This is a genomic window from Streptomyces sp. SCPE 10, from assembly GCF_051980735.1.
In the GTDB taxonomy this organism is placed as follows: domain Bacteria; phylum Actinomycetota; class Actinomycetes; order Streptomycetales; family Streptomycetaceae; genus Streptomyces; species Streptomyces misionensis.
Map to the genome: position 1 here is coordinate 7366593 of NZ_CP197069.1, position 12230 is coordinate 7378822.

Here is a 12230-nt window from a genome sequence, read left to right on the forward strand (position 1 = left end):
GCCGCATGGCGGGGCGGAACGGGCGCACGGTACGTGACCTACGACGAGGCAACCGCACCGCGGTGCTGCAAAGGCTGTACTTCGACGGCCCGTTGAGCCGCTTCGAGCTGGGCCCGGCCACCGGCCTCAGCTCCGGCTCGGTCAGCAACGTGGTCGCCGACCTGGTCGCCGACGGACTGGTGGAGGAGGCCGGCAGCGTCGACTCCGACGGCGGCCGGCCCCGCACCCTGCTGCGGGTCTCCCCGGACAGCGGTCAGCTGATCGGCGTCGACGTCGGCGAGACCCGCGTCCGCATCGAGCTGTTCGACCTCGCCCTGACCGAACTCGCCCGCACCGAACGCCCGCTGACCCCGCAGGGCTACGACGCCGAGGTCATCGCCGGGCACATCCGCGACGGAGTCGCCGAGATGCTCGCCGCCGAGGCCGCCGTGCCCGAGCGGCTGCTGGGCGTCGGGATCGGCGTGCCCGGCATCGTGGAGAACACCGCCGACCGGGGCTCCGTCGTGCACGGGCAGACCATCGGCTGGGACGCGGTACCGCTGGAGCAGCTGCTCCGCGCCTCCTCCGAACTCCCCGGAACCGTCCGGTACTTCATCGACAACGGCGCCAAGACCCTGGGCCAGGCCGAGATGTGGTTCGGCGCGGGACGCGGCGCCCGCAACGCGGTGGTCGTGCTCTTCGGCTCCGGTGTCGGCGCCTGTCTGGTCACTCCCGAGGTGGAGCGCGGGCGGGCCGTCGAGTGGGGCCATCTGACGGTCCGCGTGCGCGGACGCCGCTGCCGGTGCGGCGCGCCCGGCTGCCTGGAGGCGTACGCGGGCGCCGAGTCGCTGCTCGCCCGCTGGCGCGAGGAGGGCGGCCGGCCACCGGCGGACGCCGACGAGGAGACCGCGCTCACCGCCATGCTCGCCGCCGCCTACCCGGCCGAGGGCCGCGCGGCGGACCCGGTGGCGCTGGCCGTCCTGGAGGAGACCGCCGAGTACCTGGGGGCGGGGCTGTCCGATCTGATCAACCTCTTCCAGCCCGAGCGGATCATCGTCGGCGGCTGGGCCGGGCTCCAGCTCGGCACCCGTTTCCTGCCCTCCGTGCGCCGGCACGCGACGACGTACGCCCTGCACCACCCCGCCGACAAGGTCACCATCGAGCTGGGCCGGCTCGGCCCGGACGCGGTGACCGTCGGCGCCGCGATCCTCCCCCTGGCCGACTTCTTCGCCGCCGGCGGCCACCGCCCCGCCCCGGCCCCCGAAAGCCCGCTCCCCGCCTGGCGGACGGCGCTGCGGGAGCGCACACCTGGAGTGTGACCGGACGCGCCGGCCCGCGGTGCCTCAGCCGTTTTTCAGGGCGCGGCCGAGCAGCGGGAGCAGCCGGTCCCAGTGGCGCCGGTACGCGGCCGGGTCGAAGGCGTCGGTGTCGGACATGGTGAAGCCGTGGACGGCGCCGGGATAGACCTCGGTGGTGTGCGCGACGCCCGCGGCCTCGAAGGCCCGCTCGATCTCGCGGACGGCCTCGGGCGACATGTCGTTCTCCGCGAGGCCGAGGTGCACGTCCGCGGCGAGACGCTCCGGGATGAGCCGGTGTGGGCTGTCGGGGGCGTCGGTGACCAGGAACCCGGGGTGGAACCCGGCGACCGCGGCCACCCGGTCGGGGTGCGCCGTCGCCGTACGCATCGCCAGCACGGCGCCCATGCAGTAGCCGATCGCGCCGACCGGCCCCGGGCCCACCTCGGGCTGGGCGGTGAGGAACGCGAGGAAGGCGTCGGCGTCGCGCAGCACCCGTTCGGTGGTGTGCGCGTCGACCAGGGGCGTCAGCCGGGCGATGACCGCGGGCCTGTCCTCGTCGCCGATGTGCTCGGGAAGGTCGATCAGTGGCGCCGGGCCCTGGCGGTAGTAGACGTTGGGCACGAGTACGCAGTACCCGTGTCCCGACAGCGTCCGGGCCATCTCCTCCAGCACGGGCCGCAGCCCGAAGGCGTCGGGGTAGAGCAGCACACCCGGGTGCCGTTCGCCGTCGTCGGGGAAGGCGGCGTACGCGTCGGCGACGCCGTCCGGGGTGGGGATCGCAAGAGTCTTGGTGGGCATGGCCGATCATGCTTCCCCGGGCCCGCGCCGACGCACAAGGCACCGGGCCGACCGGTCACCCGTCCCGGTGAGACGCCGTGCCCGTCCGTCAGCCCGAGGGCTCCTGCGGCGCGGGATGCTCCGGGTGGACCGTGCCGCTGCGCGGGGCGTCCCGGGGGCCGGCGCCGGCCTCGTCCGGGTCGGGGGCGTCCTCGGCCGGACCGGGCGCCGGGTGGTCCGGGTCCCAGTGGTCGTCCGGGCCGGACTGCTGGTCGGGCAGGTCGCGCGGGACCGGGCCCGGCGGATGGTCCGGCTCCCGGCCGGGCGGTGCGTCGTGTCGCTGTTCGTCATGTGCGGCCATGTCGGTTCTCCCCAGTGCGTCCGGTCAGCCCATCGTGCCGCTGTGCATCGGCGCGGTGTCCATGCCGCCGCCCTGCCGCAGCCCGTCCAGGAACTCCTCCAGCACCTCCGTCGCCGTCCACCGCGGCCGCCAGCCCAGTTCCTCGCGGGCCCGGGTGCAGTCCATCAGCGGCAGTCGCAGCACCGCGTCGAACAGGTGCGGGGAGGCGGGCAGCAGACGCAGGCCCCAGGCCGCGGCGATGGCCGAGCGGGCCGCCGTGCGCGGCAGCCGCATCGGGCGGGCGCCGAGCAGTTCGCCGAGCACGGCGGCGTCGAGCGGCGGCTCGGCGGCGAGGTTGTAGGCGCCGCGCGCGGTCGGCGAGTGCACCGCGAGCCGATAGGCCTCGGCGGCGTCGTCGGTGTGCAGGGCCTGTACCCGCAGGCCCGGGATGTCCGGCAGGAACGGCAGCAGGTCGGGCCGGGCCAGCCGGCCGGGCAGGAAGCGCCCGCCGAAGATCCGGCGCTGCTCGCTCGCCGACTCCCACTTGAACAGGAAGGCCGGCCGCATCCGCACCACCCGCACCTCGGGATGGTCGCGCTCGAACACGTCCAGGGTGCGCTCCAGATACGCCTTCTCCCGGCAGTACGCGGCGTCCGGCCACCCGTGCGTCGGCCAGGACTCGTCCACCGCGCGGTCCTTGGGGCCCGGCGAGTACGCGCCCACGGACGAGGCGTGCACCAGCACCGGCACCCGCGCCGCGGCCACCCCCTCCAGCACCCGGATCCCGCCGAGCACATTGGTCCGCCAGGTGGTCGCCGGATCGTGCGTCGGCTGGAACGCCCAGGCCAGATGGATCACCGCGTCCGCGCCCTCGAACCGCTCGGCCAGGTTCGCCCGGTCCGACGCCAGGTCGACGGCGGACCACTCGGTCCGCGCCGGCGACCAGCCGGGGACGCGCCGGGCGATGCCCCGCACCGACTTGATCCCGGGGTCCTGGGAGAGCAGACGCACCACGCTCGTACCGACATTGCCGGTGGCCCCCGTGACCACCACCCTGCTGCCCGCTGAGCTGCTCACCTTGGCTCCTTCCGGTCCTCGGGCGCACGGCCCGCACCGACCGGCCGGGTACCCGGGCACCCCGGGCGCACACGCGTGCCCGACGCGCACCGAGCGCCCCTGGGACGGCCGCGGCACGTCCCGTCCCGGTGCGGAGGCAGAGGAAAGCCCCGGCCGTGACGGGGGGATTCACGGCCGGGGCGGTCTGTGGGTGGGCACGGATGGCGGTCGCCTCTCGGCGAAAGGCTCCACAGGGCTTCAGCCGAACGATCGTCCCTGTGGGCAAAAGGTGAGGCCCGGGGACACTGTCCCATCCGCACCCACGGTCGGTTCAACGGGCGGGCGGACCGCGGTGTTCCACCCCCGCCCGTGACCTGCCTCACACGGCGCGGCCGTCAGGTGAACGGGCTGGTGTCGAGGCGGGCCAGCAGGTCGGCGGGGTCCGCGTAGACCGCCTCCGCGCCCGCCTCCTCCAGATCGGCCCGGGGGATCCCGCCGCACAGCACCCCGACACAGCGCACCCCGGCCTTGGCGCCGGCCCGCATGTCCCACACCGTGTCCCCGACGAACACCGCCCGCGAGGCCGGTACCCCGGCCAGCTCCAGCGCGTGTTCCACCGGCTCCGGAGCGGGCTTGCCCCGCTGCACGTCGTCGCTGCTCGCGGTGTCGGCGATGGCGTCGTCCGCGTCGATCGCCCGGCGCAGCGCCCCCAGCTCCGAACCACTCGCCGACGTGGCCAGGACGACCGTCCAGCCGTCGTGGTGCAGCCGCCGCAGCAGCTCCCCGGCGCCCGGCAGCGCGGGCAGCCGGTCGAAGTACTGCCCGTACAGCGCCTTGTGCGCCGCGCTGAGCGCGTCGTCCTGCCCCCGGTCGCGGTCCTCGCCCAGCAGATGCGCGACCAGGTCCGACGAACCGAGGCCGACCGCCCGGTGCACCGCGTGCATGGGCACGTCGTGACCGGCCTGCCGGAACGCCTCCCACCAGGTGACGACGTGCAGATGATTGGTGTCGACGAGGGTTCCGTCGACGTCGAAGACCGCGGCGCGCTCCATCCGGTGACCCTCTCTGCGGGACTTTCTCGTTCCGGTCCCGGGTACCACGTCAGGCCCCCGCCACGCGTGCCGGCACCCGGCCGTGCCGCGTCCAGCCCAGCAGCTCGTCGGCCGACCAGGTGGTCACCACCCGCTCGGCCGGCACCCCGCACTCCTCCGCCCGGGCGCAGCCGAGGATCTGCCAGTCCAGCTGGCCGGGCGCGTGCGCGTCGGTGTCGATGGAGAACAGCGTCCCCGCGGCCACGGCCCGGCGCAGCAGCCGCCGGGGCGGGTCCAGCCGTTCGGGCCGACTGTTGATCTCCACGGCCGTACCGGACTCGGCGCAGGCGGCGAACACCTCGTCCGCGTCGAACCGGGACTCCGGCCGCCCCCGGCCCGTGACCAGCCGCCCGGTGCAGTGCCCGAGGACATCGGCGTGCGGATCGCGTACGGCGGTCACCATCCGCCGGGTCATCGCGTCGGCGTCCATCCGCAGCTTGGAGTGCACGGAGACGACGACCACGTCGAGCCGCTCCAGCAGCTCGGGCTCCTGGTCCAGCGAGCCGTCGTCGAGGATGTCGCACTCGATCCCGGTGAGCAGCCGGAACGGCGCCCAGCGCGCGTTCAGCTCCGCCACCACGTCCAGCTGCTCGCGCAGCCGCTCGGGCGACAGGCCCCGGGCCACGGTCAGCCGCGGGGAGTGGTCGGTGAGCGCGGTCCACTCGTGGCCGACGGCGGCCGCCGCCCGCCCCATCTCCTCGATCGGGCTGCCCCCGTCGGACCAGTCCGAGTGGGTGTGGCAGTCGCCGCGCAGCAGCGCCCGCAGCGTCGACCCGGGACCCTCGGCGGTCTCGCTCCCGGCCTCCTCCTCCAGCTTGCGCAGATACCCGGGCACCGACCCGGACAGGGCCTCCCGCACCACCTGGGCGGTCTTCGGCCCGACGCCCTTCAGCCCCTCCAGCGTCCCGTCCGCCGCCCGCGCCGCCAGCTCACCGGGCCCGAGCCCGCCGAGCACCCGGGCGGCCGTGCGAAAGGCCCGCACCCGATAGGTCGGCGCCAGCGCCCGCTCCAGCAGAAACGCGATCCGCTCCAGGGCGGCAACGGGGTCCATGCAGCCAAGGTTGCCTCACCGCACGGCGCCCGGCACCCGGCGCGGGGAGCCGCGGACCCGCCCGTTTTGCCGGTCGCGCGCCGGGTACTGCGGTGACCCGGCCGAGAGCCGACCACCGAAGGAGACACACCATGCCCGCATCCCCGGCCGCACGCCGCACGGCAATCGTCACCGGCGCGGACTCCGGCATCGGCCGGGCCACCGCCGTACGACTGGCCGAGGCGGGCCTGGACGTCGGCATCACCTGGCACACGGACGAGCAGGGCGCCGAGGAGACGGCCCGGGAGGTCCGGGAGAAGGGCCGCACCGCCGCCGTCGCCCGGCTGGACCTGACCCGGCTGCCCGAGGCCGCCGACACCGTGGACGAGCTGTGCGACACGCTCGGCCGGGTCGACGTGCTGGTCAACAACGCCGGCACGGGCACCAGCACGCCCTACCTCGACCTCACCCTGGAGGACGTCCGCCGGGTCCTGGACGTCGACCTCGTCGGCCCCTTCCTGTGCGGGCAGCGGGCGGCCCGGCACATGATCCGGCAGGGCGACGGCGGCCGGATCGTCAACGTCACCTCGGTGCACGAGCACCAGCCCCGGGTCGGCTCCGCCCCCTACTGCGCGGCCAAGGGCGGGCTCGGGCTGCTCACCCAGGTGATGGCCCTGGAGCTGGCCGAGCACGGCATCACGGTGAACGCGGTCGCGCCGGGCGAGATCGCCACCCCGATGACCGGCCAGGAGGACACCGACGTCCACGGAGTGCGCCGCCCCGGGGTGCCGCTCGGACGGCCGGGCGACGCCCGCGAGGTGGCGGCCGTGATCGCCTTCCTCGCGGGCCCGGACGCCTCCTACGTCACCGGCGCCTCCTGGAGCGTCGACGGCGGCATGCTCCGCATGGGGCCCCAGGCCGGCTCCCATCTGACCAGCGACGACTGGCGCCGCCCGTGAGCGCGGACGGCGCCGGTGCGCGGCGACCCGTCGGCGGCCGTTCCGTCCTAACCTGAATTGCATGACCGAACAAGCAGCTCCCCACATCTGCCAGCCACGGGTCTGGGTGCTCGGCGTCTGCCCGGGGAAGCCGGGCGAGCCGCCCTTCCGGGTCGTGGAGATCGACAAGGAGGTGATCGGCGAGGCGAGGACCGTCACCGACGTCCTGGAGGTCGCCGCGGCGCACGGCATCACCATCCACGACCTCGACGACCCGGACGTGGTCCGCTGGGTCGGTGGCGACAAATACACCTGGAGGCTGCACTGAGCGGTCCGCTCAGCCGACCGTCCACTTCTGGTTGGCCCCACCGGTGCAGGACCAGATCTGCAGCCGTGTCCCGTTGGCCGAGTTGTTCCCGGTGACGTCCAGGCACTTGTTCGCCTGTGGGTTCACGATGTCGTGCGCCCCGGTGACCGTCCACTTCTGGTTGGCCCCGCCCGTGCAGTCCCACAGCTGGACCGTCGAGCCGTCCGCCGTGCCCTGGCCGGTGACGTCCAGGCACTTGCCGAGCGCCCGGATCGTGCCGTCCGAGCCGACCGTCCAGGACTGGGCCGCGGTGCCGTTGCAGTCGTAGAGCTGGACCGGGGTGCCGTTCGCGGAGTTCGCGCCGGCCACGTCCACGCACTTGCCGGCCAGCCCCCGGATCGGGGCCCCGGCCGCGCTGTCGGTGGTCGTGACGGACACCGAGTCCACCACCAGCTGCGCCGGGAACTGGGTGCTGCCGTCCGGGTCGCCGGGCCAGTAGCCGCCGACCGCCAGGTTGAGGATCAGGAAGAACGGCCGGTCGTTGTAGACCCAGGTCTTGCCGCCGAGGTCGGCGGGCGTGCGCCGCTCGTAGACGTTCCCGTCCACGGACCAGGTGATGGAGTCCGGTGCCCAGTCCACGGCGAAGGTGTGGAAGCCGTCCGCGAAGGCCTGCCCGTTCGGCAGCGAGTAGGCGGCGCCGATGCCGCCGGAGCCGGAGTAGCCGGGGCCGTGGATGGTGCCGTGCACGGTCGAGGGCTCGAAGCCGACGTTCTCCATCACGTCGATCTCACCCGAGTCCGGCCAGTTCACCGGGGTGCCCAGCATCCAGAACGCGGGCCACATGCCCTGCCCGCGCGGGATCTTCATCCGGGCCTCGACGTGGCCGTACCGCGCGGAGAACTTCCCGGAGGTGTTGAGCCGGGCCGAGGTGTACTGGCACGTGCCGTACCAGCACTGGTAACCGGCCGGGTTCTCCTTGCGGGCCGTGATCACCAGATGGCCCTGGCCGTCCAGGGCCGCGTTGTTGGTGCCGGAGGTGTAGTACTCCCGCTCGTGGTTGTTGACGTTGTCGCCCGTTTCCAGCGTCCACTTCGAGGAGTCGACCGGTGAGCCCGCGGGCCCGTCGAAGGTGTCGGAGAAGGCGGTCACGGTCGCGGCGGCGGGCGCGGCGGCCGGGTCGGCGGGGCGCGCGTGCGCCGGGCCGACGGCGGCCGAGCCGATCAGCACGGCGGACAGGGCAGCGAGCAGACATCTGCGCAGCAGTCGGGGGGAGGCCATGGCACTCCGATCGTGGGGGGTCGGTGGGGGGAAGATTTCCTGGTTGATTTAAGGAGTGAGATAAGGGGGCGTCAAGAGTCTGGTACGGACCTTCACTTGGGGTGCCGGTCATGTCCCGGTTTCCGTTCACGCTCCCGGGGCACTCCGCCCCCGGACCCGCGTGCCGCCGCCCCGCCGGGGGTGCGGCGGTGCTTGGATGCACCGGGCGGCGAAGCGGACACACCGCCGCGAACCGGAGAACGAGGAGGTGGCGGATGGACCGGCGGACGACACCCCGTGCGGTGCTGCTCGTCGTCGGTGAACTCCTCCTGTGGTGGGTCGCGTTGACCCTGCTCTGGCTGGTGCTGATCAGCAGCGTCTACCCGTTGGAGTGGATCGTGGGCGCGAGTGTCGCCGCCGTGGGCGCGCTGCTGGCACGGGCCGGCCGGCGGGCGGTGAGCTGGCGGTGAACGGCTGGATCCTGGCGGCGACCGTCGAACTGGCCGGGGGAGGGGCGGCCGCCCTGTGGGGCGTGACCACCGGACCGACCGCCCGCCGCGTCGTCGCCCAGAACCTCACCACCGCGGCCCTGTGCCCGGCGCTGCTGCTGCTCGCCCAGGGGTACGGTCGCCCCTCCTACGTCGACCTCGCCCTGCTGCTCGCCCTGCTCGGACCGGTCGGCACCCTGGTCTTCGCCCGGCTGCTCCACGAGGACCTGGAGGGACAGCGGCCGAGCGCCTGGGGGCTGACCTACGCGGTGGCCGCGGTGGGCGCCGTGGTCGTGGCCGCGGTGTGCGCGGCCACCGGGCCGGGCCGGGCCATGGTGAAGCTGCTGGTGATCGGCGCCCTGCTGATCGGCGGCAACCTGATCGCCTCGCGGGCCCTGTCGGGCGCCTTCCAGGGGGTGCGCGGTGGCTGACCCGGCACCCCGGACGGGAGGTGGGGCATGGACGAAGCCGTGATCCTCGTGGCCCTGCTGCTGGTGGCCGGCGCGGCCACCGCGGCCGTGGCCCAGCGAGACCCCGCCCGCCAGGCGCTGGTCCTCTCCGTCCTCGGCGTCCTGCTCGCCGTGCTGTTCACCGTGCTCCAGGCACCCGACGTCGGCCTGTCCCAGCTCGCGGTGGGCGCCGTCCTCACCCCGCTGCTGGTCATGCTGTCGGTCCGCAAGATCCGCCGCCGCGGCCGGGACCGGGACGGTGCGCGGTGAGCCGGCGGCTGCGGCTGTGGCTGCTGGCCGTGGGCGGTGCGGGCCTCGCCGCCCTGCTGGCCGCCGCCTGCCTCGACCTGCCCGGCTTCGGCGGCCGTTCACACCCCTACGGCACCCGTGCGGTGCACGCCTCCCTCACCCGGCACACCGCCAACGCCATCGCCTCCGTCAACTTCGACCAGCGCGCCTACGACACCCTCGGCGAGATGAGCATCCTGTTCGCCGCCGTCCTCGGCTGTGTGGTGCTGCTGCGCCAGGCCCGCGACGAACACCGGGCCCGCCCCGAACCCGCCCGCGTGGCCCTGCCCGTGCGCCGCTACGCGCTGCTCGTGATGCCCGTCGCCCTGGTCTGCGGCCTGTACGTGATCGCCCACGGCCAGCTCAGCCCCGGCGGCGGCTTCCAGGGCGGGGTGGTCGCCGCTACCGCCCTGCACCTGCTGTACCTCGGCGCCGACTACCACGCGCTCGAACGCGTCCGCCCCCTCGGCGTCTTCGAGGCCACCGACGCCTGCGCCGTCTCCGCCTACCTGGTGCTGGGCCTTGCCGGCGTCCTGGCCGGCACCGCGTTCCTCGCCAACACACTGCTGCCGTACGGCACGTTCAACACGCTGTCCTCGGGCGGCACCGTCCCGCTGCTGAACGCGGCCGTCGGCATGGAGGTGGCGAGCGCGGTCGTCGTCCTGCTCGCCAACTTCCTGGACCAGGCCGTCGAGATCGAGGAGGAGAGCGCAGGGTGAGCAGCGTGACACATGTCCTGCCGTACCTGGTCGCCGCCTACGTCTTCCTGACCGGCGTCTACGGCCTTGCCACCAGCCGCAACCTGATCCACGCCGTGGGCTGTCTGTCGGTGTGCCAGGTCTCCACGTACATCCTGCTGCTGGCGGTCGGCTACCGGTCCGGCGGCACCGCGCCCGTCTTCTCGGACATCAAGCCCGGCTCCCGGCCCGTGGTGGACCCGGTGGTGCAGGCCCTCACCCTCACCGACATCGTCGTCGGCGCCACCGTGACCGCCCTGCTGCTCGCCCTCGTGCTGCAGATCGTCAAACGGCACGGCACCGTCGACCCCGACGAACTGCGGGAGCTGCGCGGCTGATGCGTCATCTGCTCCCCCTCCTCGTCGCGGTGCCGCTGCTCGGGGCCGCCCTGCTGGCCGTCGCGGGCCGCAGACTGCCGCGCGCCGCCGCCGAGTCGACCGGCCTCGTGGTCTGCGCCGCGACCGCCGCGCTCGCCCTCGTGCTGCTGTCCGGCTCCTCGCCGCCGATGGTCGAGTGGGTCGGCGGCTGGGAGCCCGTCGGCGGCGAGAGCGTCGGCATCGAGCTGATCGGGGACGGCCCGTCGCTCGGCATGGCGGCGCTCGTCTCCCTGCTCGCCCTCTCGGCCCTCGCCTACTCCTGGCGCTACTTCGACGAGCCGCCGCACGGCCACGCCGGTTCGTTCCCCGCGCTGATGCTGGTCTTCCAGGGCGCCATGTGCGGATTCGCCGTCGCCGGGGACCTGTTCAACGCCTTCGTGTTCTTCGAGCTGATGAGCGTGGTGGCCTACGCCCTGACCGGCCACCGCATCGACGAGGCCAAGGCGGTCCAGGGGGCGCTGACCTTCGGCGTCGTCAACTCGCTGGGCGCGTACGGCCTGTTGACCGGCATCGCGCTGCTGTACGCCCGCACCGGCGAACTGTCCATGACGAAGATCGGCCGGGGTCTCGACAGCACGGCCGGCCACGGCGGGCCCGACGCACTGGTCCTGGCCGCCTTCGTGCTGGTGCTCACCGGGCTGCTGGTCAAAGCGGCCACCGTGCCCTTCCACTTCTGGCTCCCCGACGCCCACGCCGTCGCCCCCACCCCGGTGTGCATGCTGCTGTCCGGCGTGATGGTCGAACTCGGCGTGTACGGCGTCTGGCGCGTCTACGGCACCGTCTTCGCCGGACCCGGCGGCATCCCGGCCGCCGACCTGACCCGTGCCCTGCTGACGCTCGGCGTGCTCACCGCCGTCACCGGCGCCGTCATGTGCTGGTACCAGCGGCACATCAAACGGCTGCTCGCCTTCTCCACCATCGCCCACACCGGCCTGTTCCTCGTCGCCGTCGGCGTCCTCACCCCCGAGGGCGACGACGGCGCCGCCCTGTACATCCTCGGCCACGCCGGGGTGAAGGCCGCGCTGTTCGCCTGTGCGGGCCACCTGCTGGACCGGTTCGGCAGCGTGGACGAACACGCGCTGCACGGCCGGGCGGGCCGGCTGCGCGCCACCGCCGTGCTGTTCGCCGTCGGCGGTCTCGCCCTCGCGGGCCTGCCGCCGTTCGGCACCGGGCTCGGCAAGGCGGTCAGCGAGGAGGCGGTCGGCGGCCCGCTCACCGTGGTGTACGTGGCCGTCTCCGCGCTCACGGCGGCCGCGGTGCTCCGGGTGACCGCCCGCGTCTTCTTCGGCCTCGGGCCGCCCCCCGAGGACACCGACGCCTACGAGACCAGCGGCTCCGAGGAGGAGCCCGAGACCTCCGGGCTGGTCGGCCGGGTCCCGGACACCATGACCACGGTCGCCGCCGTACTGCTCGCCGCGTCGCTCGCCGTGGGCACCGTTCCCGGCTTCGGCGACCTCGTGGCCCGCTCGGTCAACGAGGCCGGCTCGGGCGGTGCCCGGGCCTCGGCCGCCTGGACCGCGCACGGTGTGCTGCTCGGTCTGCTCTCCGCCGTCCTCGCCGTGGCCGTCGCCGCCGTCACCGTCACCCGGCCGCGCCGCCCGGGCGCGCCCGCGTGGACCACACCCCTGCGCCGCCTCCAGTCCGGCCATGTCGGCGACTACGTCGCCTGGGTCGTGGTCGGCGCCACGCTGCTGGCCGCGCTCGCCCTGCCCGGCGTGCTCGGCGGCTGACCGGGCACGCCGGTGCCGCGGGCACCGAATGCAATGAATGCGCTTTACCCGAGCAAATTCCTGATGGTGTGATCAAAGAATTGCCCTG

15 protein-coding genes are annotated in these 12230 nt (G+C 74.1%); 9 read left to right on the forward strand and 6 right to left on the reverse strand.

Going from position 1 to position 12230, the window contains the following annotated elements:
* Positions 1-5: 5 nt before the first annotated feature.
* Positions 6-1298 carry an ROK family protein gene (locus tag ACSP97_RS33400; protein ID WP_440555736.1) on the forward strand — a complete coding sequence of 431 codons (1293 nt, stop codon included), beginning with the start codon at positions 6-8 and terminating at the stop codon, positions 1296-1298.
* A gap of 24 nt (positions 1299-1322) precedes the next feature.
* Here the strand turns inward: ACSP97_RS33400 and ACSP97_RS33405 are convergent, their stop codons facing one another.
* The 5 genes from ACSP97_RS33405 to ACSP97_RS33425 form a co-directional block, all read right to left on the reverse strand.
* Entirely contained in the window at positions 1323-2075 is a 753-nt protein-coding gene (locus ACSP97_RS33405; RefSeq protein ID WP_355147016.1) for a dienelactone hydrolase family protein, read from the reverse strand.
* Between the two features lie 88 nt (positions 2076-2163).
* Positions 2164-2415, reverse strand: a complete 252-nt coding sequence (locus tag ACSP97_RS33410; RefSeq protein WP_355330349.1) for a hypothetical protein — start codon at positions 2413-2415, stop codon at positions 2164-2166.
* 24 nt (positions 2416-2439) lie between these two features.
* A complete protein-coding gene (locus ACSP97_RS33415) occupies positions 2440-3471 on the reverse strand; it encodes an SDR family oxidoreductase (RefSeq protein WP_355529148.1) in 1032 nt (343 codons plus the stop codon).
* A gap of 374 nt (positions 3472-3845) precedes the next feature.
* Entirely contained in the window at positions 3846-4502 is a 657-nt protein-coding gene (locus ACSP97_RS33420) for an HAD family hydrolase (protein ID WP_440555738.1), read from the reverse strand.
* Between the two features lie 49 nt (positions 4503-4551).
* Positions 4552-5592: a PHP domain-containing protein gene (locus ACSP97_RS33425; protein WP_355330342.1), complete on the reverse strand. Its 1041-nt coding sequence runs from the start codon at positions 5590-5592 to the stop codon at positions 4552-4554.
* Between the two features lie 131 nt (positions 5593-5723).
* Here ACSP97_RS33425 and ACSP97_RS33430 point away from each other — a divergent pair, with 131 nt between their 5' ends.
* The gene (locus tag ACSP97_RS33430; RefSeq protein ID WP_355147026.1) at positions 5724-6530 is read left to right on the forward strand and encodes an SDR family oxidoreductase; all 807 of its coding nucleotides are present in this window, start codon (positions 5724-5726) and stop codon (positions 6528-6530) included.
* A gap of 61 nt (positions 6531-6591) precedes the next feature.
* Positions 6592-6837, forward strand: coding sequence for a hypothetical protein (locus ACSP97_RS33435; RefSeq protein ID WP_355147028.1), 246 nt, complete (start codon positions 6592-6594; stop codon positions 6835-6837).
* A 9-nt stretch (positions 6838-6846) separates the two neighbouring features.
* Here the strand turns inward: ACSP97_RS33435 and ACSP97_RS33440 are convergent, their stop codons facing one another.
* On the reverse strand, positions 6847-8094 hold the full coding sequence (locus ACSP97_RS33440; protein WP_355529154.1) for a lectin: 1248 nt from the start codon (positions 8092-8094) through the stop codon (positions 6847-6849).
* A 254-nt stretch (positions 8095-8348) separates the two neighbouring features.
* Between ACSP97_RS33440 and ACSP97_RS33445 the strand changes: the two genes are divergently transcribed.
* From ACSP97_RS33445 to ACSP97_RS33470, 6 genes are read left to right on the forward strand one after another with little or no spacing between them, the layout of a single operon-like run.
* On the forward strand, positions 8349-8543 hold the full coding sequence (locus ACSP97_RS33445; RefSeq protein WP_180328029.1) for a hypothetical protein: 195 nt from the start codon (positions 8349-8351) through the stop codon (positions 8541-8543).
* Positions 8540-8992 carry a monovalent cation/H+ antiporter complex subunit F gene (locus ACSP97_RS33450; RefSeq protein WP_355147032.1) on the forward strand — a complete coding sequence of 151 codons (453 nt, stop codon included), beginning with the start codon at positions 8540-8542 and terminating at the stop codon, positions 8990-8992. The genes ACSP97_RS33445 and ACSP97_RS33450 overlap by 4 nt, the downstream gene beginning before the upstream one ends.
* Positions 8993-9019: 27 nt before the next feature.
* The gene (locus tag ACSP97_RS33455; protein ID WP_146464319.1) at positions 9020-9280 is read left to right on the forward strand and encodes a hydrogenase subunit MbhD domain-containing protein; all 261 of its coding nucleotides are present in this window, start codon (positions 9020-9022) and stop codon (positions 9278-9280) included.
* A complete protein-coding gene (locus ACSP97_RS33460; protein WP_355147034.1) occupies positions 9277-10017 on the forward strand; it encodes an MnhB domain-containing protein in 741 nt (246 codons plus the stop codon). The genes ACSP97_RS33455 and ACSP97_RS33460 overlap by 4 nt, the downstream gene beginning before the upstream one ends.
* 5 nt (positions 10018-10022) lie before the next feature.
* Positions 10023-10373 (forward strand): sodium:proton antiporter, encoded by a 351-nt coding sequence (locus ACSP97_RS33465; protein ID WP_180333653.1) that lies wholly within the window; start codon positions 10023-10025, stop codon positions 10371-10373.
* The gene (locus ACSP97_RS33470; protein ID WP_358274965.1) at positions 10373-12142 is read left to right on the forward strand and encodes a complex I subunit 5 family protein; all 1770 of its coding nucleotides are present in this window, start codon (positions 10373-10375) and stop codon (positions 12140-12142) included. The genes ACSP97_RS33465 and ACSP97_RS33470 overlap by 1 nt, the downstream gene beginning before the upstream one ends.
* Positions 12143-12230: the final 88 nt, after the last annotated feature.